Source organism: Kitasatospora sp. GAS204B (genome assembly GCF_029892155.1).
Classification (GTDB): domain Bacteria; phylum Actinomycetota; class Actinomycetes; order Streptomycetales; family Streptomycetaceae; genus Kitasatospora.
The window spans coordinates 223,607-244,512 of the sequence record NZ_JARZAG010000003.1; the positions used below are offsets into that span (position 1 = coordinate 223,607).

A 20,906-nucleotide genomic window follows, 5' to 3' on the forward strand; every position below is an offset into this window, starting at 1 on the left:
ATGGCAGGCATGGAAGGCCTCGGACGGCTGCTCGACGTGATCCCGATCGCGGCCGGGCAGGCGTTCAAGTTCCGCGGCGCGTCTGCGGTCCTGTTCGTGTGCACCGCCGCGGACACGTTCACGCTGACCGCGTCGGGCACCTACGGCGGCTCGTACACGAGCCCCGGCAACGTGATCACGCACTACTACCAGCGGGCCGACACCAACGGCACGCACGCATGGACCCGGCAGACGCAGGCCGCGTCGAACGCGGTCGTGCAGGCGTCGGCGTACACCACGGCGTTCGAGGTCCTCACCTCGACGATCGCGGACCCGAACGACTACCTGAAGGTGTCCGTGGGCGGCTCAGGCCTGGTCACGGCGATCCTGCACGACCTCACCGTGCAGCGGAAGCCGGCCAACCTCGAGATCCTGGGGGCTTGAGCCGTGGCGACGCTCATCAAGAACCAGGACGTGCGGACGCTCGCGCTGGGCATCCAGGTCAGCCGCGCCACCAACACGCTGCCCGCCAGCACGGCGGGCAACATCTTCACCGTCAGCGGCGGCCGGATCCTGCTGGTCGCCCTGATCGGTGAGGTGACCACGGCGATCCAGAACCAGGCCTGCACCCTCAAGGTCTCCACGGCGCCCACCGTCGGCTCGGCGGTGGACCTGTGCACGGCAGGGTCGATCATCAACGCCCCGGTCGGCGTCCACTTCAGCCTCCCCTCGTCCGCGGCATCGGCCCTGACGACAGACCTCAGCACCGGCGGCGGCGTCCAGGACGTGATGACGTCGGCGTGGCTGATCCCGGTCGGCAACCTGACGGTCACGACGTCGGCGACGAACACCGGCAGCGTCAAGTGGGACCTGGCCTACATCCCGTGGGACAACGCCGCGCAGGTTGTGGCGGCCTGACATGTCGATCGAGGTGTGCCCGCGCTGTACCTGCCGATTCGCGGTGGGCCTGCTCCGCTGCCCGCAGTGCGGCGAGGGCGCGCCCCTGTTCGCCAACCGACCGAACGAGGAGGAAGCGATGCCGCGCATCACCGTCGCCGACGGGCCGTCCAACGCGGCGGCGCAGCCCGGCGAGCCCGGCTATGTCGAGCCTCCGGCGCAGCCCGAGGCCGTCGAGGAGCCAGCCCCGACCCCCGCGCTGGCGGCTCCCGTGGCTGAGGAGGCGCCCCCGGTGGCAGCCGAGCCCGGGCCTGTGGCCGAGGTGGCGGCAACCGAGACCAGCGGCACCGACCCTGCTGTCATGCCGGCCGCTGACGTCGAGGTCCCGCAGGTACAGGGCAGCAGCAAGTCATGACGTACGTCCGGTCCGGCGGCGGATCCAACGAGCTGTTCCGCGCCTCTGGGCTCACCCTCAGCGGCACGGGCAGCGACACCGTCACCGCGGGCACGGTCAACGCCCTGACCGCGTCGGCGGCCGGCACGATCGACCTGTCCCGCATCAGCAACGGGCTGCTGGTCGTCAACGCCGCGAACGCCCCGACCGGCACCAACCCCACGCTGGCGATCTTCTTCGACGTGAGGGACTACTTCGGGAACTGGTGCCAGGTCTCGGGCGCTACGTCGATCGGGGGCGCCCTGCTGAGCACCAGCGGTGTCACCTTCGGCAACATCTCGGCGACGGGCTACCAGCTCACCGACGTGGGCCGGATTCGCTGGGTGCTGACCGGCACGACGCCCGCGTTCAGCGGCGTCTCGTTCTCGCTGTACGGGCGGTGAGCGCATGTCCTGGTACCAGCTCCTCGACATCCGCCGCCAGGCCCGGGCCGAGTTCGAGCGGGACCCCAACGTCGTCGGGCCGCCGACGGCATGCCCCAACGACGGCGAACCCCTGGAGCCCGGGCCGCCGAGCGAACCCGGCACCTGGCACTGCCGGTTCGACGGCTGGTCCTACCCGCGCGACTGGATCCGGCCCGAGCCGCCCGCCGGCCTGTTCGACGGCGTAGCGGAGGGCCCCGGAAGCTACGGCGGACTCCCGTAGGACAGCACCACGGCGCAGAGCATCGACAACTACCACGGGCGGAGGAGGAACGGTATGAAGGCCACGAGCGGCCACACCGCGAAGCACGCGGGCAGCGCCAAGCACGTTGGCACCCGCAAGCACCGCCCGTCGTCGAAGGCGCAGTTGGCTGCCGCGAAGAAGTGGCAGTCGGCGGGCGCCCACGCCTCCCATGTGCATGCTGTAGCGCGGCATGCGGGCCACCCGACGCCCGCGAAGTGGTCGCCGAACCTCGACGTCGCCTGCTGCGCGGCCGAGGCCCTTGCCGCGTCCCTGCGCCTGACCGGCCACGTGGTGACCGATCAGGATGTCCTCGACCTGTACTGGCTCACTGCGGACGACGCGGACGCCGGAGCCGGCCTGTGGGAGACGATCGAGGCAGCCGCCGAGTACGGGCTGGCAGGCGTGCGGCCGCTGGACGCCCGGCCGGCCCTGCGCGCCGACACTGGGGTGATCCTCGGGGTCGACCTGGCCGAGCGGCACGCCCTCACCGTGGACGGGCACGGCGTGTGGACGTGGGGCGAGTGGCGGCCGGTCTCCTGCGGCCTGCTGGCCGCTGCTGACGAAGCGTGGGCGATCACATGGCCGTGACGACGCCTTGCTACTGCACGCGCGAGGACGTGAAGCGCGCGATCGACATCCACGAGACGGCGCGCAACAACTGGCAGATCGACCGGGCCATCCAGTCCGCGGCCCGCAACATCGAGGGGTTCCTTCACCGCGTCTTCTACCCGCAGGACACCACTCGGTATTTCGACTGGCCGAACTTCCAGTACGCGTACCCGTGGCGCCTGTGGTTCGACCAGTGGGAGCTGGCGGCTATCCCCACGTCGGTAACCACTGGCGGCGTCACGATCCCGCTGTCAGCGTGCAACTTCGAGCCGGTCAACTCCGGTCCGCCGTACACCTACCTGGAGCTGCGCCGGGACCAGCCGTACAGCTTCGGTGTCAGTTCAACGCCGCAGCGCGACGTGGCCATCACCGGCACCTTCGGGTACTGGACCGCCACCGACCCGGCCGGGCAGTTCGCGTCTGCGATCTCCTCGACGACATCACCGATCGTGATCGTCTCCGACGGCAGCCTCGTTGGCGTCGGAGACCTGCTGATCGTCGACTCCGAGCGGATGCTGGTGTCGAACCGGTCCACTCTCGACACCGGGCAGACCAACCTGACCGGCGGGACGGCGGCTTCGGCGGCCGACGTGGCGATCAGCGTCACTGACGGCACCCAGCTCCACATCGACGAGGTCATCCAGCTCGACTCCGAGCGGATGCTGATCGTCGACATCACCGGCAACACGGTGACGGTCAAGCGGGCTTGGGACGGCACCGTGCTGGCCACCCACAGCACCGGGGCGCACATCTACGCGTTCCGGACCCTGACCGTGGCCCGCGGGCAGCTCGGCACCACCGCAGCCACCCACGCCAGCGCGGCGCCGGCCAGCATCCACCGCGTGCCGTCGCTGATCCGGGACCTCGCGATCGCCGAGGCCACCAACCGGGTCCTCCAGGAGACCGGCGGTTACCGGGACCCGCAGGGCGACGGCGCGGCCGCGATCCAGCACCTGGGCACCGCACTGGCGGACCTGTGGGACGAGGCCGAGACGACGTTCGGCCGCAAGACCCGGAAGCGGGTGATCTGAGATGGCCACCAACAACGTCTACGTCACCGTGACCAAGCTGGGCCCGACCGTCGAGGGGATGGCCGAGCCGCTGATTGGTCTGATGATGGAGGGCGCGGTCGCTGAGCTCGCCTCCTACACCAAGCACGAGGTCAGCATGGAGCTGATCAACGTGCTGCAGCATCCGACGGGTTACTACGAGTCGCGGATCGTGGCGGAGCCGGTCAGCGCCGAGCAGTGGTCGATCAACGACTCGAACGTGATCTACGGGCCGTGGCTGGAGGGCATCGGCTCCCGCAACGCGACCACCCGGTTCAAGGGCTACGCCACGTTCCGCCGTGTCCAGGGCCGCATGTCACAGAAGGCAACGGCGATCGTGCAGGCCTGGGTTGACCGCACCGTCGGGAGGCTTTGATGGCGATCAACATCACGGGCATCCTCGACGCTCTGCAGTCCCACGCGCTGAGCACCGGCCTGTTCGACCAGGTCAGCGGCCACGAACCGAAGAACCCGCCCGGGAACGGCCTCGTGTGCGCGTTCTGGTCGCAGGCCATCGGCCCCGTCCAGGCGGCATCCGGGCTGGCGATCACCACGGGGCGCCTGGAGTTCAACGCCCGGCTGTACAGCTCGTTCGTTCAGCAGCCCGAGGACGCGATCGACCCGAACCTGATCGCCGCGGTCGACACCCTGCTGACCGCGTACAGCGGTGACTTCGAACTCGGCGGCAACGTGCGGAACATCGACCTGCTCGGCCAGACCGGCACGCCGCTGAGCGCGCAGGCCGGCTACCTGAATCAGGGCGGCAAGACGTACCGCGTGTTCACGATCGTGCTGCCGGCCATCGTCAACGATCTCTGGGGGCAGTCCTGATGGCGAAGACCAGCGGTCTCGGCGACAACTTCTACGTCGGCGGATACGACCTGTCCGGCGACATCAACAGCCTCTCGAAGATCAGCGGGACGCTGGCCACCATCGACGTGACCGCCATCAACGAGTCAGGCATGGAGCGCCTCGGCGGAAAGCGCGACGGCGCCGTGGACTTCACGGCGTACTTCAACCCGACCGGCGCCCACCCGGTGCTGTCCGCGCTCCCGACCAGCGACGTGCAGGCGAGCTACCGGCGCGGCACCGTGCTGGGCAACCCGGCTGCCGAGATCGTCGCCCGGCAGCTGAACTACGACCCCACCCGCGGCGCCGACGGGGCGCTCACCGTCGCGTGCTCCCTCTCCGGCGACGGCTTCGGCCTGGAGTGGGGCATCCAGCTCACCCCCGGGCTGCGCACCGACACCGCGGCCACCAACGGCACCAGCGTCGACCAGGCCAACGGGCTGGCGACACCCGCTGTACCGGCGTCCGGGACCCCGCAGGCGAACACGTCGCCGCTACCGGTCCAGGTCGTCATCAGCGGCGGCACGATGACGGCCGTCGTCATCAACGGGGTGACCGTCGGCGCCGGCGCCGGCACGTACACTCTGCCGGCCGGGCAGTCGATCACCCTGACGTACACGGTCGCCCCGACCTGGACATGGGCGGCGCAGACCACGTACGGCGCCCAGGCCTACTTGCAGGTGACCGCGTTCACCGGCACCGACATGACCGTGCAGATCCAGGACTCGGCTGACGGCGTCACGTTCGCCCCGGTCACCGGCCTGACGTTCACTCAGACCACGTCGGCGCCGGGGGTGCAGCGCATCGCCACCGCCAGCACGGCGACGCTGCGCCGCTACGTGCGCGCCGCCACCACCACGGTCGGCGGGTTCACGTCGGCCACGTTCGCCGTGACGCTCGTGCGCAACCAGGTGGCGGTGGTGTTCTGATGTTCCGGATCCAGCCAGCGCTCGCGGTCGGCGCCTACCAGACGTACAGCATCACCGCGCCGCACGACCGCACGGTGCGGGCGGCGTGCGAGGAGGTCGGCTGTGCGGCGTGGCTGAACGGCTGGCAGTCGACGGTGGACGAGTCCACTGAGCTCGGGCAGCGGCAGGCCGCCTACATCCGGCAGCAGGCGGGCCGGACGTTCCGCGAGCAGCGGAGCGGCGAGGGCCTGACCGTCTTCACCTTCGACTCCCGTCAGCGCTGCTTCGCCGACCACCGGACGCGGCCGGAGACCTACGCGGTGCGCGATGGCGACTGGCGAGGCAACCCCACCGGCCGTACCCGCCGGCACGCCAACGCGCAGGACTGGACTGAGGACTTCGGCGAGCACCAGCAGCGGATCGCCGACCAGCACGAGAGGGGCTGACCATGGCCAAGAGCACTGGCCTCGGGTGGACAACGCTGTCGGTCGACGACGCGACCAACACCCAGCAGGCGATCAAGAACGACATCACCAACCTCCAGTTCGCGACGCCGCGCGCGGTGCAGGACGTGACCGGCATCGACAAGAGCGCGATCGAGCGGCTCCTGCTCCTCGCGGACTTCTCGATCACCCTGAACGGCGTCTTCAACCCGGCGGCGAACGCGGAGCACGACGTCTTCAAGACCGTGCCGTCCACCAGCGTGCAGCGCCTCGTCACGATCGTGACCAACGGCAAGACGCTGGCGCCCACCGTGCTGTTCACCGACTACTCGATCACCCGTGCCGCGGCTGGCGAGCTGACCTGGTCCACGCCCGGCGTTCTCGCCAACGGCGTCGTTCCGACCTGGAGCTGACATGGGATTCAGGGTCAAGCGCAAGGCCTACAAGCTGGTGTTCCAGGGCACCGAGTTCGACGGGCTGGAGGCCACTGTCCGGTCGCTGACGACCGGCCAGCTCCTGCAGTTGGAGGCGGCCCGTCTGGCGCGGGCCGCGGGCGGCACGGGCAGCGAGGGCGCCACCCGGGAGATGGTCGAGTTCCTCGCCGACGCGCTGGTGGAGTGGAACGCCGAGAACGAGGACGACGGGACGCCGATCCCGGCGACGCTCGACGGCCTGCTGTCTCAGGACCTCGACGTCGCCATGGCGATCATCGCCGCGTGGCAGCAGGCGATGAACGGTGTGGCAGCCCCTTTGTCCGAGACCTCCAGCGGTGGCGAGCCGTCCCTGGAGGCGTCGATTCCGATGGACGCACCGTCACCGAGCCCCACGAGCTGAGGCACGCCCGGATCGTCCTGCAGCTGTGCGACCGCTGGCACAAGCTGCCGTCTGAAGTCCTGGCCGAGCCGGCCGAGATGCTCCGCCTGTTGAAGATCGTCGAACTCGGTGGACCTGGAGAGGAGGGGCCTGCATGACGAACGTCGTCGAGATCCTGGTGACCGCGAAGAACCTGACGGGCCCCGCTTTCGCCGAGGTCAAGGCGTCCGGCGAGGGCATGAGCTCCACGATGGACAAGGTCAACAAGACGGCGGCGCTCGCGGCCACCGCGATGATCGGGTTCGTCGGCGAGTCCGTGAAGATGGCCGCAGATTTCGACTCCAAGATGAGCCTGATCAACACTCAGGCCGGCGTCAGCCAGGACAAGATGGCTGGCCTGAAGGCCGGAGTCCTTCAACTCGCGGGCCAGATCGGCCAGAACCCTGACTCGCTCGCGGAGTCGCTCTACCACGTCGAGTCGAACTTCGAGTCGCTCGGCATCACTAGCGAGAAGGCCCTGGACATCACGAAGACTGCGGCCGAGGGCGCGGCCGTCGGACACGCCAACCTGGTTGACGTCACCAACGCCCTGACTGCGGCCGTCGCTTCAGGCATCCCCGGCGTCCAGGACATGTCGCAGGCCATGGGTGTTCTGAATGCGACTGTTGGCGTCGGCGATATGTCAATGCAGGATCTGGTCAAGGCATTCGGCAGCGGAATGGTCGCCACCGTCAAGGGATTTGGCCTCAGCATTTCCGATGTCGGCGCAGCGCTCGCAGTTTTTGGCGATAATAACATTCGCGGAGCAAATGCCGGAACGCAATTGCGCATGTCCGTCATGGCTCTAGCAAATCCCCTGTCAACGGCCGGAGCCACCCTGGAGAAGCTCGGCCTGAAGCAAGACACCCTTGCCAAGGATATGCAGCAGGGCGGCCTGAAACTCGCCCTGGAGGACTTGACCGCTCATCTGCAGCAGGCCGGTGTCACCGCCGATCAGCAGGGTCAGGTCATCACCGATGCGTTCGGCCGAAAAGCAGGTGCCGGCCTGAACGTTCTGCTTTCCCAGATGGATCGCCTGGAGTCCAAGTATCCTGCGCTGGCTGCCGGGGCCAACGGATTCGGCGATGCCTGGGCAGCCACGCAGAAGACTTTTTCCCAGCAGATGAAGGAGCTGCAGGGTAGCGTGGACGCGTTGATGATTTCCATCGGCGAGAAAATGCTTCCTGTGCTCGGCAACTTTGTGCAGGCGCTGTTGGATCACAAGCAGGCTGTCCTTCAGGTGGGCGAGGCGGTCTCCGCGCTCATTGGAGTTCTTGCAGGATTCGCGGCGATCAACAAGGTCGTCGGGCTCGTGACCAATCTGACCACCGCTTTCAAGGACGCTGGGACTGCGCTTGTGGCCTACAAGGCGCGGGTGGCCGAGGCGCAGGCGGCGTCAGAACTCGCGGGCGGTGGCATCACGAAGTTGGGCGCCGCGTTCAGCGCCCTCTCGTTGACCGGGAAGTTGACGCTGGCGATGTCCGCGATCGGCTTGGTGGTGCTCGCCGTTCAGAAATTGCAGGAGGTTAGCACCAAGGCACCGCCGAGCATCAACGGGATGACCACGGCCCTCGGGAATTTCTCTGAGAAGGCGCAGACCTCCGGCGTGCTGGCCCAGACCTTCGGTGCCAACTTGCAGCAGCTTGGCTACGCGGTCGACCGGGTAGCCGGCAAGGCCAGCGGCATGGATGCCTTCAACGACGCCATGAACAAGATCTTCAGCTTCGGCATGGCCCAGTCGAACTCGATGAAGCAGGCCAAGGACCAGATCAACGCCCTCGACCAGGGCCTAGCGAACCTCGTGCAGGGCGGTCACGCCGACCAGGCCGCACAGGCACTCACCGACCTCCAGAACGCCCTCGCCAAACAGGGCAAGAACCCCGACGAGCTCAGCAAGGAACTGACCCAGTACAACCAGGCGCTGGGCGCGGCCGCGCTCGAGCAGAAGCTGGCCGCGGAGAGCATGGGCGCCCTGGGCACGCAGGCCGAGCAGACCAACCAGCTCCTGCAGCAGCAGACTCTGGACGCGCAGGGCCTCAAGGACGCGATCATCAGCCTGAACGATGCCAACCGCAGCGCCCTGGACAGCATGGCCGGCTTCGAGCAGTCCATCGCCGACGCCAGCAAGGCCGCGACCGACAACGGCCACGCCCTGAAGTACAGCGGCGACCAGCTGGACCTGACGACGGACTCGGCACGGAACGAGGAGAAGGCGCTCTCGGACTTGGCCGCCAAGACCGACGCTGCGGCCGAGGCGGCGTTGAACAACGGCGAGTCGATGGACACGGTCAACCAGATCTACGGGCAGGGCCGCGACAAGCTGATCGCGCTCGCGCAGCAGATGGGCCTGACGAAAGACCAGGCTAAGGACCTGGCCGACCAGATCCTGTCGACGCCCGATAAGACGGCGGAGCTCAAGGGCGACATCAGCGACTTGCAGCAGAAGATCGCCACAGCGCAGCAGCAGCTCGCGGCCGCCCCGAGCAGCAAGAAGGTCCAGATCTCCGCCGAGATCTCCGATCTCCAGGCCCAGTTGGCGGACGCGCAGGCCCAGATTGACGCTCTCACTGGCAAAACGGTGACGATCACCACGCACATGGTGACGTTCAACGATCAGCAGTACGGGCACGGCGGCCCGGGCAGCTACGCGCACGGCGGGATCATCGGCGCAGCTGGCGGAGGCCCGCGCTCCGGCATGACCTGGGTCGGTGAGCAGGGCCCGGAGTTGGTGCGGCTGCCGTACGGCTCCACGGTGATCCCAGCCGGGCAGAGCGCCGGCATGGCTGCGGCGGCGGCTGGCGGCGGTCGTGGCGGGGCCGTGCAGCTGGAGTGGGTCGGCGGCAACGCGGGCGACGAGTTCATGTCGTGGCTGCGCAAGAACATCCGGATCCGCGGCGGCAATGTCCAGACCGCGCTCGGCTCGTAGGGGGTGAGCTAGTGACGACGTCGACGTGTGTTGCGGCTTTGCTCCGATCCGGTGGCCCATCGCAGGTTCCCCGGCTCATAGTTGCCGTCGTTGTTGATGCGGTCGAGGGAGTATCCCGTCGGGCAGGGGCCGAGTTCGCTGTCGAGGTGTGCAAGGAACGTGGCCACATCACGCCAGGCAGGGTGGACGGTAATGCCGCGGCCTCCGTAGTTGTGGTATGCAGCATGGCTCGGGTTCTCGCAGCGGTCGATCATGTTGAACCACCGGTGGTAACTCGGGTGGTTGGCGAGTCCGTGGGTTATGCGGTGCAGCCGTTCGGGCGTCGCCCGGGTTGCCGCGAAGCGTTCGGTCATGCTGCCTCGGAGCTTGGTGCATCCGCAGGACCGGGCCGGTTCCTTGGCCCTGTACAAATTCTGCAAGAGAACGATGGTCAGGTTTCCGCAGTCGCATTCGCAGTTGGCTGCGCGACGGGAAGGCTGGCCCGGCTTCCGTACCGATGTCAGCTCGGTGACGACAAGGCGCCCGAACCTTTCCCCGACTGAAATCAATTGCGTCGTTCGCATCTAGCCATACTACCGAAAGGACTTGTAACTGTGCATCGCTACAAGGCTTTTAATGCTGCGATGCCGACCACGACGGCTATTGCCAAGGTGGGCACCGGCACCAGCATCAAGACGATGCTGCAGGTAGCGACGCCGTCCACGCGACAGTGCCAGCTGATCTCGTGGGGCTACACGCTGGACGCGGTGCCCGGGTCGACGGGCGGCATCATCGAGTTGATACAGACGGACGTGGCGGCCACGGTGACCGCGCACGTAGCGTCCGGGGTCCAGCCGCTGGACCCGAACGCCCCGGCCTCCCTGATGACCCTGGGGGTATCGGCGACGGGCTACACCGCCAGCGCGGAGGGTACGCCGACCGCGATCCGGACGCTCGACACCGACATGATCCCGGCAACCGCCGGTGCCGTCCCGGTGAACTACGACTACCAGTGGATGCCCGACGAGCGGCCGATCATCGCGGTCAGCAAGTTCCTGAGGGTGCGCGTCACGTTCAGCGCCGCGGTCAACATGCTGTGCTGGGTCTGCTGGGACGAGTGAGCCATGGGTAACGTCGCGGCACAGGTGATGGCGTGGCAGCGCCGTGCCCGGAACCGTCCGGGCCCGCTGTCGCCGGTGACCGCGCCGACCGGCGACAGCCCCAACGGCGCGCCACTGCAGGTCGAGATCCTGATCGACGGGATCTGGACTGACATCACGAGCCGCATCATGACCCGGGACGGCACGGTCAATGTCGCGATCACGCGGGGGCGTCCGAACGAGACCTCCGCCGTGGTGCCTGGGAGCTGCACGTTCCAGGTCAACAACCGGGACGGCCAGTTCAGCCCGCGCAACCCCCTAAGCGTCTACTACGGCAAGATCGGCCGGAACACCCAGGTCAGGGTGTCTGTGCCGTCGGGCAACTCGAAGGCGTACCGGTTCTGGGGCGAGATCACGACGTGGCCCACGAAGTGGGACTCGACCGGCGCGGACGTGTGGGTGGAGATGGAGGCCGCAGGAATCCTGCGCCGCCTGGGCCAGGGCGCGGCCCCTCTGGCGTCGACGCTGTTCACGGCGCTCACCGGGCCGACGACGAACCCGGTGGTGGCCTACTGGCCGTGCGAGGACGCGGCGAATGCGACGTCGATCGCCTCCGCGATTCCCGGCGTGAACCCGATGGTGATCACCGGCACCCCGCAACTGAGCACCTACACGGGGTTCGTGTGCTCTGCGCCGCTGCCGATCCCCGGCAACACCGGGAACTTCACGGGCACTGTGCCGGCGTACACCACGCAGGTCGCGACGATGGTGCGCTTCCTCCTGGCGATACCCACGACCGGCGCCACGGACGGTCAGACCCTGTGCATCATCATCGCGTCCGGAACCATCCAGCGGTGGGAGGTGTACTACGCCGCGGCGAACGGCGGCCAGCTCGGGCTGCGCGGGCTGGACAGCACACGGACGACGACGTTCGTCGACACGGGAGTTGGGGGCTACTCCGTGAACGCGGTGCCGGCTCAGGTCTCTGTCGAACTGGTGCAGACTGGTCCGGACATCGACTGTTCCGTGAATGTGCTGCCAGTTGCGGCCGATACGTCCATCGGCATTGCCGGCATCGCATCGTCGCAGACCGTCGGCGCCGTGGTGTCCGTGGTTATCGGGAGCGGGGTGTCGCAGACCGCCGTCGGCCATCTGCGTGTACAGACGGCCAGCGCCTCGCCTACGGACGGATTCGATCTCCAGCAGCAGGTCGTCGCGTACACGGGTGAGAACGCCAGCGCACGCATCTCCCGGCTGTGCGGCGCCATCAGCGTGCCGAGCGAACTGATCGGCACGGCCAGCGACACCGTCGCCATGGGCCCCCAACTGATCGCCACCGCGATGAACCTCATCAACGACGCTCAGGCGGCTGACCTCGGGGTCCTGTACGAGAGCACATCGGCCCTCGGGCTCGGCTACCGCACCCGGGTGAGCCAGGAAAACCAGACTGCCGCGCTGCCGCTGTCCTACACCGCCTTCAACTTGTCCGAAGTCCCGGGCCCGATCGATGACGACCAGTACACGCGTAACGACATCACCGTCAGCCGGACTGGCGGCTCTTCGTCCCGAGCCACGCAGACGACTGGGGCCATGTCCGTGCTGCCGCCGCCCGCCGGTGTCGGCCAGTATCCGAACGCGGTCACGATCAATGTCGCCACTGACGGTGTCCTTCCCCATCAGGCCGGCTGGCGCCTTCTGCTGGGAGCCGTCAACGAGGCTCGGTACCCGACGGTCAGCGTCAATCTCTCGCACTCCAGCTTTACGTCGAATCCGGCACTGCGGCAGCAGGTGCTGGCGGTGCGTCCGGGCGACCGGCTGACGATCAGCAACCCGCCGGCGTGGCTGCCGCCGGACCTGATCAGCCAGCTCGTCATCGGCGCCTCGGAGACGATCGACCAGTTCCAGCACCGGATCACGTTCAACTGCGTTCCGGAAAGCCCCTACCACGTGGCGCTGCTGGAGGACTCGGTCCTGTCGCGGATCGACAGCGGAGGCAGCCAGCTCGCGGCCGACGCGCAGCCCACGGACGCCACGTTGCTCGTCGCAACGACCATGGGCGCGGTGTGGACGACCAACGCGGCGGACTGGCCGTTCGACATCCGGATCGCGGGCGAGCAGATCACCGTGACGGCCGTCAGTGGCGCCGTCAGCCCGCAGACGCTGACCGTCACGCGGTCCGTCAACGGCGTCGTCAAGCCCTTGCCGGTCGGCGCTGACGTGCGTCTCAACCAGCCCATGATCACCGCCCTGTAGGAGGCACCGTGGTTCTCGCAGTTCCGGCCCCACCGATCCGCGCAGCCGGCTCCCGTGTCACCGCCACCACCTACGAGGCCGACATCACCGATGCGGTGAACTTCCTGGCGAACCCGCCGATCTTCGAGGGCTACCAGTCGGCCGCCCAGTCGATCCCCAACACCACGCTGACCGCGATCGGGATCAACACCACCCTCACCGACACGTACACCGGCCACGACAACGTCACCAACAACTCGCGGTACACCTGTCAGTTGGCGGTGCCGGGCTGGTATCTCGTCATCGTCAGCCTGGGATTCGTTGCGAGCGCCACCGGCTCCCGCCTGATCGAGATCCACAAGAACGGCACCGCGATCAAGCTGATCCAGTCCGGCACGGACTGCTCGCACACCGACATCAACGCGGCCATCCAGTGCACCGCGATCATCCAACTCGTTGCCACTGACTACGTCGAGGGCTACGCCTACCAGTCCAGCGGCGGAGCTCTCAACACGAACCCCGGCAACTGCGGCATGTCCGTGATCTGGCTGCACGCGTGAGAAGAGGAGCAACCCCGTGTCCGTCCCCTCAAGTCCGGCACCTGCGGCAGCCTGCGGGCTCGGCGGCTGCACCAACCCTGTCGTTGTGCAGTGGCAGCGCCGCGTGGCCCCCGCCGACCCCGAGTCGCTGCCCGCAGTCCAGGCCGTGTTCGCGTGCACGCAGCACGCCATGGCCTTGGACCTGGCGTCCCACGTGCATGCGCCCGCTTGCACCGCGCCAGACCTGGCGCACTTGCCGGGCTGCAACTGCACCCCTGAACCGCTGCCCACGCCGCCCCCGGCGGTCCAGACCGTGACCCTGTCGACCGGCTGGACCGTGTCGGCCTCCTAGATTCGGGAGCCTCTATGAGCACCAACATGCCGCCCCCGCCGACCGAGCCGCATTTCGGTACGACGCAGTCCGGCCACGACGTGCACCTGCGGACGCTGGACCATCACCCGGTGGCGACCCGCTACCAGCGGCTGAACAAAGCGCTGGCCGTGTGGATCACGAAGAACGTCGGGACGATGAGCTGCTTCTGGCTGTTCACCGTGCTCGCGCTCCTGAGCCTGCCGGCGACGCTCCACCTGATGGGCATACACGTGCCGCTCGTCCCGGCGTACATGCTGACGCTGGGGTTCATCTACCTGATCACGTGGATCTGCCAGAACTACATCCAGCTGGTGCTGCTGCCCGCGTTGATGGTGGGGCAAAACCTGCAGAACGAGGCGAGCGACGCCCGCTCAGCGAAAACCTTCGAGGACGTCGAGGCCGTACGCGGGCTACTCCAGTCCGTGGCCAACCACCTCGGCGTCGCCACGCCGGATACCCCGGGGGAGGCCGCCCCGTGACGCGCACGATGTACGACGCCGTGACCGCAGCCAACGTCCCCGCCGGTGCGACGCTGGTGGCCGGTTACGGGGACGGCTACTACCAGAACGTCGCGGCGTTCCGAGCCCGGTTCCCCGGCGCCACGGTCGTTGAGATCGCCGTGTTCGCCCACGACGACCTGGGTCAGGTGCTGGACGTCGAGACGGGCGACGCCACGCCCGCTCAGGCGCCGGGCTGGGTCCAGATGCGGCGCGCCGCGGGCGTCGATCCGACGGTGTACTGCGACACGTCAACGTGGCCAGCAGTACGGTCCGCGTTCCAGTCGGCAGGCGTCGCCGAGCCGCACTACTGGATCGCCCAGTACGACAACAACCCGACCATCCCGGCCGGCGCCATCGCGAAGCAGTACCAGGACCCGGGCCCGTACGACCTGAGCTCCGTCGCCGACTACTGGCCCGGCGTCGACCCAACCCCGGAGGATGATGTGACCCCTGACGACCTGCTGAACGCCCGGCTCCCGGCGCTGCCGGGCGGCTACGTGCCGTCCGTGTCGGATGCCCTGCATGGCGCCGCGAGCGCCGACGACAAGATCGATGGCCTGCCCGCAGCGCTCCTCTCCGCTCCGATGCCCGCCTACGCGGGTATCCCGGACGGCAAGGGCGGCACCTACATCCCCACCGTCGGCGAGTGCATCAACGGCGCCAAGCAGGCCGGAACGCAGATCGCCGCGCTCGGCCAGCAGGTGACGGCGCTCAGCGCGGCCGTGACGACCCTGGCTACCCAGCTCACCGCCGCCCATCCGGGCGTCGACACGGCCACAGTCGTGGCCGCCGTGCAGGCCGCGATCGCCGCGGCTGTGGTGCACGTAGACGTCCAGGTCGCAGGCCCCACCCCGACCCCTTCTTCCTGACAGGAGATCATCATGGCCAACGCCGCCCCCATCGAGGCCAAGGTCCGGGCCAGCGCACTTACCGCCGCCCTGCTCGGTGTCGTCATCACCGGACTCAACTCCGTCGGCGCGAACAGCAGCCTCCTCGCGCCGCTCCCGCAGTGGGCCCAGTCCATCGTCACGCTGCTCGCGCCGCCCCTGGCGGTGCTGCTTGCTGGTTGGGCGGCGCCGCACTCGCCGCGGTCGGCCAGCGTCGCCACCGCGCCGGTCGCTGCTGTGTCCGACGCCGCCCAGGCGCCGCTGGCGGTTGCCCCGCCCGTCGCCGTGGTGCCGGCGGCTGCTCCGGTGCAGCCGGCCGTGCCGGACAGCCCGGCCCCGGGCCTGGCGAGCGGCGCATGAGCGACAGCACCGGTATCGCCGGCCTCGACCAGCTGGCGCTGTGGTCCGTGGCACTGACGGCGATTGCCGGTGCTGCCGCCCTGCTGTGGCGGGTAACTCGGGGCGCGCACAGGATCCTGCAGCGGCTGGACGAGTTCGCCGATGACTGGCATGGGGTCCCGGCCCGGCCGGGCGTCCCTGGCCACGACGGGGTGATGGCCCGGCTCGGCGGAATCGAGCAGCGCCTGGTCGCCGTCGAACACGAGCTGCACCCCAACTCGGGAGGAAGCCTCCGGGATGCGGTCGACCGCGTCGCGGCCAAGGTAGGAGTCAGCAGCCCCGAGGAGTAGACAAGCGCCCCGCAGCTCTGGAGGCGGGGCGCTTCGTCGTGTCCGGGGTCAGGCAGCGGCCGCGTGGGCTGGCTATTCGCCGAGGCCGGCGTTGTCGATGCCGTCGGGGGTGAGGGGCTGGAGCCGGGTGGGGTCGTGCATGATCCACGCCCAGCCGCCGACGGGATCGTGGGGTTCCTGGCGCCAGCGGACGTGGGCTGCCCAGCCGCTGGGGAGTCGCCGCCACTGGGTGAGGAGCGCGGGGCGCCACTCGCCCTCGATGCAGATGATCACGATCTGCCAGGTGTCGCGCTGGGGCGACATGCCCGGTCCGAGCAGCTCGGGCTCGGGCGCGCGGGCGATGTCGCCCGGGTACCGCTGCGGCTCGGGCTCGGGATGGTGCTGCACGACTCCAGGATATCGCTCACGTGTTCGATTACCTGCGCGGACCCTCTCCACTACGCTGCCGCCATGGCGATCAAGGCCGTCGTTTTCGACGTAGGGGAAACCCTGACCAGCGATACCCGCTACTGGACCGACTGGGCCAACTGGCTCGGCGTGCCGTCGCACACCATGTCCGCCCTGGTCGGCAGCGTCCTCACCCAGGGCCTCGACAACGCCGAGGCGATCCGGATCGTCAAACCGGGCTGCAACGTGCCAGCAGAGTGGGAAGCGCGACGGGCCGCAGGCCACGACGAGCGTCTCGACGAAACCGACCTGTACCCCGACGTACGGGTCGCGCTCCAGCAGCTGAAGGACAGTGGCCTGTGGGTCGGGGTCGCCGGCAACCAGAACGTCCGCGCTGCCGAGTGCCTGCGTCAGCTGATGCTGCCAGTCGACGGCATTGCCGTGAGCGCCGAGTGGGGAGTCTCCAAGCCGAACCCTGCGTTCTTCGACCACATCATCGCCTGGACCGGCTACCAGCCCGGGGAGATCGTCTACGTCGGTGACCACCCAGCGAACGACATCGTTCCAGCCCGAGCGGCGGGGCTCCGCACCGCGCACCTTCGCCGCGGCCCGATCGGCCTCACCACAGCAAGCCCATTGGCGGACTGGACCGTCGACTCGCTGAGCGAGCTGGCCGACGGGCTGACCAAGCCAGTATGAAGAACCGCTCCACCACGCGGTGTTGAGGCGGTTTGAGTACCCGGGCCGTGCAGGCCCGGGTACCGTTCCGAGTGGTCGCACGGAACGGAGTCCAGTATGCCCAGTGCCGTCCTGCTCGGATACCGAATCGCCACAGCACGCGCCCTAGCTGGGCTGACACGCGCTCAAGTGTACGAAGCATCAGGGGTGTCGGTCAGCATGCTCCGCAAGCTGGAGGGCGGCGAGCGTACACCGAGCGACGCGGTATTGGGCGCGCTTGCCGAAGCTCTGGGCACCACAGCAGACGAGTTGCTTGGCGGTCCCGGTCGCACCGACAGCCGGGTCCATCGCGTGATCCCTGTCATCCAGAGCGTCATCGCCGCCTATGATCTCCCGGACTCTGGGCCGATCAGGTCGATCGCGTCACTGGGCACCGCAGTTGACGAGCTGACTCAGCACCGCGTCCAATCTCGCTACGGCCAACTCGCCGAGCAGGCACCCGAGGTCTTGGAGGAGCTGTTTCGGGCACTGGACGCGGCCACCGGCCACGAGCGGCGGTGCATTGCCCGGCTCCTGGCGCTTGCACTGCGCGCCGCCGATGCCGTGGCTTACAAGTACGGCTATGTCGACCTGTCGGCGCGTCTCGTGGATCTGATGCGCTGGGCGGCCGCAATCGCCGGGGACCCGGCGTTGCTGGCTGCGGCCGCGTACGTCCGCATGGAGGTGTTCTTCGCGTCCCACCGACTCGACGCCGGCCTGCGGGCGTTGGATGCCGCGACGGCGGCACTCCCCGCTCCCACCACGGTGCCGCTCGCCGCAGCGGCTGCCGCCCTCCACATGCGGGCTGCTGTGGTCGCCGGACGCCTCCGGGACTCCGGCCGCGCCCGTGAGCACCTAACGGCCGCCGACCATCTCGCCACCAGCGTCCCAGAGCGCCTATACGACGGGACCGCGGTCGGCCCGGACTCGTTGCAGATTCACAGGCTGGCAGTCGCGGTCGAGCTCGCTGATCCGGCCGACCTCGCCCGGGCAGTCACTGAGGCCAACCGGTGGGCACCCCCGCGCACGTTGCCGGCCGAGCGTCGCTCGCACTACTACATCGACCTCGGCCGCGCGCAGATGCAGCTGGGCCAGCGCGAACATGCCCTCGAATCGCTCCAGGTTGCCCGGCGGATCGCGCCACAGCACGTCCGCGAGCACGGGCAGGTGCGGGCCGAGCTGGCAACCCTCCTACGCCTGTCCCGAGGCCGAAACGAGGAACTGCGCGCGTTCTGCCAATGGGCTCGCGCCGTCTGAACAAGTGCCACAGGTTGTGACACTTCGGCCCCTGTTGGCGGCCGATTATCCCTATGTGACCACAGCACCCGCTCCCGCCGGAACCATAAGCCCCGCCCGCCTCCACGGCGAAGCATGCATCACCTGCGGCCAGACGCAGGGCCCACTCACCGCGGCAGGCGTTGTCTATACCGAGTCCGGTCGGGCCCGGCTCGGCTGGCCGGTCGTGGCCTGCCCCGAGCACGCCGGGGAGGAGTCCTGATGGAGATGACCGACACCCGGCATCCAGGCCTGCACCGGGCGGCCCACGCCTTCCTGGAGCGGCACGCCCTGCACCCGGACCCGGCCGCCTTCCTGAAGCACGGCTACGTGCCCTTGTTCCTTGCCGCGTGGCGGGGTTCGACCGGCGAACCGCTGGAGTTGGCCGCGTGCTGGGGTCTGTGGACGTGGCGCGCCGACGACGTGTTCGACACGGAGCTGCGAGACGCCGACAGCCGCATCATTCGGGCTCTCGTCGGCCGGCTCGCGGATGTCCTGGACGGCGATCCCCCCGAGGACGTCGATCAGCCGATCACCCGGGCGCTCGCCGACCTTGTCCAGCGGACCCGGCCGTCGATGCCGTCCGGGTGGTGGGACCGGTACGCGTCCGAACTGGACGCGTGGCTGCGCGCTGCGGCCGACAAATTGGAGGGCTGGACCCGGCCGGCCCGTACGCCGTCGCTGCGCCAGTATCTGACGCTGCGGCCGGTCGACGGCGGGATGCTGCTCGCGGCGATGTGGTGCGAGTTGGCTCTGGGGTGCGTCACGCCGGACTGGGACGGGCTCCTCGTGCACCGGCTGCTCGACGCGTTCTCCGCCGTCGGCACCCTGACGAACGACCTCGCCGCCTCCACCGATGACAGGTTCACCGCGCAGGCAGCGCTGGCCCGCACGACTGGGTCAACGGAGCTGGCAGCCCGGCGACACGTGCGCGAGCAACTGGATGCCGAGCAGATTCGCTTCCAGTTTCTGCTGACCGCTATCCGCGACGATGCCCGCCTGGACGACCCGGGGGGAGTCTCCCCTGTCACCATCGGGTTCGCGGCTGCGCTGGATCGGTTCCTGCTGGCGCTGACCGCCTGGACGCACATCAGCTCCCGGTACGCACTCGCGGCCCCGGCGGCGGTGGCGCGGTGACGCGGCGCCAGGATCGGTTGCTCGATGAGCTGCATGGCCTCGGTCGGCTGCTGCAGGCCGCTGCGGTGGATGGCGCTGCGGTGGACGTGCTGGATCCGCTGCTCGCCGACATGCGGCAGGTGCATGAGGGGATCGTCGACCACCTGGCCGCCGAGCTCAGCTTGCCGCGCCGTCGCGCGGTCCCTGCCCCGCTGCTCGCGCGGTCCCTGGCCCGGCGCCGCTGCTCGAGCTGACCCGGGCGTTCATGGCCGCCCAACAGACTCCCGTGCCGGCCGCTGGTGGAATCCGAAGGACAGCGGCTGGCACGGGCCCAACCCGCGTGGCGGGCGTTCACCGGCGGCGCGTATGCTGCGCGCGCCGGTTTGTCCGATTACCGGCGAAAGCTGCACCACCAGAGGAGCATCGCCCCGATGAGCACCACCCCGCCGCTCGCGCGCTCCGGCCGGCTTACTCGTCGCGGAGTAGCTGCGACGCAGGAACGCCGAGTGCTCGCGCGATCAGCATGAGGGCGTCCAGTGATGCGGAGTGCGTGGCCAGCTCAGTGCGGTAGACGGTATGCCGGTGCACTCCTGACGCTTCGGCGAGGCGCTCCTGGGACCAGCCCCGCTCGGTCCGCAAGGCGCGGACGCGGCGCCCGACCTGCTTTCGCTGGTCGAGCACCCAGATAGGAAGGTCGGTCGGCACCTAGTCACGCTGACCGGTCCATGATCGAATGTCAGCCGCAAATATGCGGCAAAATGCCAGGTCATCAGGTGTACGCCGCCAGGGCCTGGGCATCAAGGAAGCGGCTCCGACGGCCTCACTCGGCCGATTGGAGCGTACGGAGCGGGCTCGGGAGGTTGCGTATCCCCTCGGGCCCGTTAGACGCCGCATGCCGGCGTCCCGCCCCGGCGCGCACTCGCGCCGGGGCGGTTTAGTGTGTACGCAAGAGAGCCCCCGTCGACGTAAGCGACGGGGGCTCTCCCGTGGTCGGGCCCGAGTGTCCTCCCCGGCCCTTCCACGGCCACGCGAAGGGGGCGTATCCGGCCGTGCCAACATGGCCGCCCCTACAGCAGTCACTCTACGGGATGGAGCTGACTTGACCAGGGGCGTTATTGAATCTCGATCGGGGGGGTTGTGGACTTTATGCGGACTCTCAAGATCAAGAAGAGCCCCGAACCATGATCTCGTTCGGGGCTCCCCAGCAGGTCAGATACGCGAGCCCCCTGTCGGGTTCGAACCGACGACCCCCGCTTTACAAGAGCGGTGCTCTGGCCAACTGAGCTAAGGAGGCACGGCGACCGTCCACGGCGAGGCCATGGCGGCAACCGGGTCGCAGTCTACCGGCAGGGGCGGGCGCGGTGGGGTGGATGGCCCGGGGAGATCGGCGGGAGTGTGACCGGACCGGTATGAGGGTGGGCGGTGAGAGGGGCTGACAAGGGGGAAAGGGGCGGGTAGCCTCGGCCGGAGCGGGTTCTCG

General features: G+C 68.7%; 28 protein-coding genes and 1 tRNA gene. 25 read left to right on the forward strand and 4 right to left on the reverse strand.

What is annotated here, in order from left to right; all coding sequences use genetic code 11:
* The 14 genes from P3T41_RS06030 (at nucleotide 1) to P3T41_RS06095 (ending at nucleotide 9,632) form a co-directional block, all read left to right on the forward strand.
* Nucleotides 1–423 (forward strand): hypothetical protein, encoded by a 423-nt coding sequence (locus P3T41_RS06030; RefSeq protein ID WP_280688393.1) that lies wholly within the window; start codon nucleotides 1–3, stop codon nucleotides 421–423.
* A gap of 3 nt (nucleotides 424–426) precedes the next feature.
* Entirely contained in the window at nucleotides 427–897 is a 471-nt protein-coding gene (locus P3T41_RS06035; protein WP_280688394.1) for a hypothetical protein, read from the forward strand.
* 118 nt (nucleotides 898–1,015) lie between these two features.
* Nucleotides 1,016–1,291: a hypothetical protein gene (locus P3T41_RS06040; RefSeq protein ID WP_280688395.1), complete on the forward strand. Its 276-nt coding sequence runs from the start codon at nucleotides 1,016–1,018 to the stop codon at nucleotides 1,289–1,291.
* Nucleotides 1,288–1,713 carry a hypothetical protein gene (locus P3T41_RS06045; protein ID WP_280688396.1) on the forward strand — a complete coding sequence of 142 codons (426 nt, stop codon included), beginning with the start codon at nucleotides 1,288–1,290 and terminating at the stop codon, nucleotides 1,711–1,713. The genes P3T41_RS06040 and P3T41_RS06045 overlap by 4 nt, the downstream gene beginning before the upstream one ends.
* A gap of 4 nt (nucleotides 1,714–1,717) precedes the next feature.
* A complete protein-coding gene (locus P3T41_RS06050) occupies nucleotides 1,718–1,975 on the forward strand; it encodes a hypothetical protein (protein ID WP_280688398.1) in 258 nt (85 codons plus the stop codon).
* A 54-nt stretch (nucleotides 1,976–2,029) separates the two neighbouring features.
* Nucleotides 2,030–2,584 carry a hypothetical protein gene (locus P3T41_RS06055; protein WP_280688400.1) on the forward strand — a complete coding sequence of 185 codons (555 nt, stop codon included), beginning with the start codon at nucleotides 2,030–2,032 and terminating at the stop codon, nucleotides 2,582–2,584.
* On the forward strand, nucleotides 2,581–3,636 hold the full coding sequence (locus P3T41_RS06060) for a hypothetical protein (RefSeq protein WP_280688402.1): 1,056 nt from the start codon (nucleotides 2,581–2,583) through the stop codon (nucleotides 3,634–3,636). The genes P3T41_RS06055 and P3T41_RS06060 overlap by 4 nt, the downstream gene beginning before the upstream one ends.
* A 1-nt stretch (nucleotide 3,637) precedes the next feature.
* Complete coding sequence (locus P3T41_RS06065; RefSeq protein ID WP_280688404.1) at nucleotides 3,638–4,030, forward strand: hypothetical protein; 393 nt, start codon at nucleotides 3,638–3,640, stop codon at nucleotides 4,028–4,030.
* The gene (locus P3T41_RS06070; RefSeq protein ID WP_280688405.1) at nucleotides 4,030–4,485 is read left to right on the forward strand and encodes a hypothetical protein; all 456 of its coding nucleotides are present in this window, start codon (nucleotides 4,030–4,032) and stop codon (nucleotides 4,483–4,485) included. The genes P3T41_RS06065 and P3T41_RS06070 overlap by 1 nt, the downstream gene beginning before the upstream one ends.
* Complete coding sequence (locus P3T41_RS06075; protein ID WP_280688407.1) at nucleotides 4,485–5,432, forward strand: hypothetical protein; 948 nt, start codon at nucleotides 4,485–4,487, stop codon at nucleotides 5,430–5,432. Before P3T41_RS06070 ends, P3T41_RS06075 begins: the two co-directional genes overlap by 1 nt.
* A complete protein-coding gene (locus P3T41_RS06080) occupies nucleotides 5,432–5,857 on the forward strand; it encodes a hypothetical protein (protein WP_280688409.1) in 426 nt (141 codons plus the stop codon). The genes P3T41_RS06075 and P3T41_RS06080 overlap by 1 nt, the downstream gene beginning before the upstream one ends.
* A gap of 2 nt (nucleotides 5,858–5,859) precedes the next feature.
* Complete coding sequence (locus tag P3T41_RS06085; protein WP_280688411.1) at nucleotides 5,860–6,267, forward strand: hypothetical protein; 408 nt, start codon at nucleotides 5,860–5,862, stop codon at nucleotides 6,265–6,267.
* Between the two features lies 1 nt (nucleotide 6,268).
* Nucleotides 6,269–6,688 (forward strand): hypothetical protein, encoded by a 420-nt coding sequence (locus P3T41_RS06090; protein WP_280688412.1) that lies wholly within the window; start codon nucleotides 6,269–6,271, stop codon nucleotides 6,686–6,688.
* Nucleotides 6,689–6,821: 133 nt separating this feature from the next.
* Nucleotides 6,822–9,632 carry a phage tail tape measure protein gene (locus tag P3T41_RS06095; RefSeq protein WP_280688413.1) on the forward strand — a complete coding sequence of 937 codons (2,811 nt, stop codon included), beginning with the start codon at nucleotides 6,822–6,824 and terminating at the stop codon, nucleotides 9,630–9,632.
* 8 nt (nucleotides 9,633–9,640) lie between these two features.
* Here the strand turns inward: P3T41_RS06095 and P3T41_RS06100 are convergent, their stop codons facing one another.
* The gene (locus tag P3T41_RS06100) at nucleotides 9,641–10,195 is read right to left on the reverse strand and encodes a hypothetical protein (protein WP_280688414.1); all 555 of its coding nucleotides are present in this window, start codon (nucleotides 10,193–10,195) and stop codon (nucleotides 9,641–9,643) included.
* A 30-nt stretch (nucleotides 10,196–10,225) separates the two neighbouring features.
* Here P3T41_RS06100 and P3T41_RS06105 point away from each other — a divergent pair, with 30 nt between their 5' ends.
* The 7 genes from P3T41_RS06105 to P3T41_RS06135 all read left to right on the forward strand — a co-directional run bounded on the left by P3T41_RS06105 (nucleotide 10,226) and on the right by P3T41_RS06135 (nucleotide 15,931).
* Complete coding sequence (locus tag P3T41_RS06105) at nucleotides 10,226–10,732, forward strand: hypothetical protein (RefSeq protein ID WP_280688416.1); 507 nt, start codon at nucleotides 10,226–10,228, stop codon at nucleotides 10,730–10,732.
* Nucleotides 10,733–10,735: 3 nt separating this feature from the next.
* Nucleotides 10,736–12,964 carry a hypothetical protein gene (locus P3T41_RS06110; RefSeq protein WP_280688418.1) on the forward strand — a complete coding sequence of 743 codons (2,229 nt, stop codon included), beginning with the start codon at nucleotides 10,736–10,738 and terminating at the stop codon, nucleotides 12,962–12,964.
* Between the two features lie 8 nt (nucleotides 12,965–12,972).
* Nucleotides 12,973–13,503, forward strand: a complete 531-nt coding sequence (locus P3T41_RS06115; RefSeq protein ID WP_280688420.1) for a hypothetical protein — start codon at nucleotides 12,973–12,975, stop codon at nucleotides 13,501–13,503.
* Nucleotides 13,504–13,848: 345 nt separating this feature from the next.
* Nucleotides 13,849–14,334 (forward strand): hypothetical protein, encoded by a 486-nt coding sequence (locus P3T41_RS06120; RefSeq protein WP_280688422.1) that lies wholly within the window; start codon nucleotides 13,849–13,851, stop codon nucleotides 14,332–14,334.
* Nucleotides 14,331–15,224, forward strand: coding sequence for a hypothetical protein (locus P3T41_RS06125; RefSeq protein ID WP_280688424.1), 894 nt, complete (start codon nucleotides 14,331–14,333; stop codon nucleotides 15,222–15,224). Before P3T41_RS06120 ends, P3T41_RS06125 begins: the two co-directional genes overlap by 4 nt.
* Nucleotides 15,225–15,236: 12 nt before the next feature.
* Entirely contained in the window at nucleotides 15,237–15,602 is a 366-nt protein-coding gene (locus P3T41_RS06130; protein ID WP_280688426.1) for a hypothetical protein, read from the forward strand.
* The gene (locus P3T41_RS06135; RefSeq protein WP_280688428.1) at nucleotides 15,599–15,931 is read left to right on the forward strand and encodes a hypothetical protein; all 333 of its coding nucleotides are present in this window, start codon (nucleotides 15,599–15,601) and stop codon (nucleotides 15,929–15,931) included. Before P3T41_RS06130 ends, P3T41_RS06135 begins: the two co-directional genes overlap by 4 nt.
* Nucleotides 15,932–16,003: 72 nt before the next feature.
* On the opposite strand, the gene P3T41_RS06140 is transcribed toward P3T41_RS06135, so the two are convergent.
* Complete coding sequence (locus P3T41_RS06140) at nucleotides 16,004–16,318, reverse strand: hypothetical protein (RefSeq protein WP_280688430.1); 315 nt, start codon at nucleotides 16,316–16,318, stop codon at nucleotides 16,004–16,006.
* Nucleotides 16,319–16,381: 63 nt separating this feature from the next.
* On the opposite strand from P3T41_RS06140, the gene P3T41_RS06145 reads away from it, so the two are divergent.
* The 4 genes from P3T41_RS06145 to P3T41_RS06160 all read left to right on the forward strand — a co-directional run bounded on the left by P3T41_RS06145 (nucleotide 16,382) and on the right by P3T41_RS06160 (nucleotide 19,680).
* A complete protein-coding gene (locus tag P3T41_RS06145) occupies nucleotides 16,382–17,017 on the forward strand; it encodes an HAD family hydrolase (protein ID WP_280688431.1) in 636 nt (211 codons plus the stop codon).
* 96 nt (nucleotides 17,018–17,113) lie between these two features.
* A complete protein-coding gene (locus P3T41_RS06150) occupies nucleotides 17,114–18,292 on the forward strand; it encodes a helix-turn-helix transcriptional regulator (RefSeq protein ID WP_280688433.1) in 1,179 nt (392 codons plus the stop codon).
* Between the two features lie 240 nt (nucleotides 18,293–18,532).
* Entirely contained in the window at nucleotides 18,533–19,447 is a 915-nt protein-coding gene (locus P3T41_RS06155; protein ID WP_280688435.1) for a terpene synthase family protein, read from the forward strand.
* Nucleotides 19,448–19,464: 17 nt separating this feature from the next.
* Nucleotides 19,465–19,680 carry a hypothetical protein gene (locus tag P3T41_RS06160; RefSeq protein ID WP_280688437.1) on the forward strand — a complete coding sequence of 72 codons (216 nt, stop codon included), beginning with the start codon at nucleotides 19,465–19,467 and terminating at the stop codon, nucleotides 19,678–19,680.
* A 214-nt stretch (nucleotides 19,681–19,894) separates the two neighbouring features.
* Here P3T41_RS06160 and P3T41_RS06165 read toward each other — a convergent pair whose 3' ends face one another.
* Nucleotides 19,895–20,131 carry a helix-turn-helix transcriptional regulator gene (locus tag P3T41_RS06165; protein ID WP_348533629.1) on the reverse strand — a complete coding sequence of 79 codons (237 nt, stop codon included), beginning with the start codon at nucleotides 20,129–20,131 and terminating at the stop codon, nucleotides 19,895–19,897.
* A 515-nt stretch (nucleotides 20,132–20,646) separates the two neighbouring features.
* Nucleotides 20,647–20,720: transfer RNA gene (locus tag P3T41_RS06170), tRNA-Thr, on the reverse strand.
* Nucleotides 20,721–20,906 lie beyond the last annotated feature (186 nt).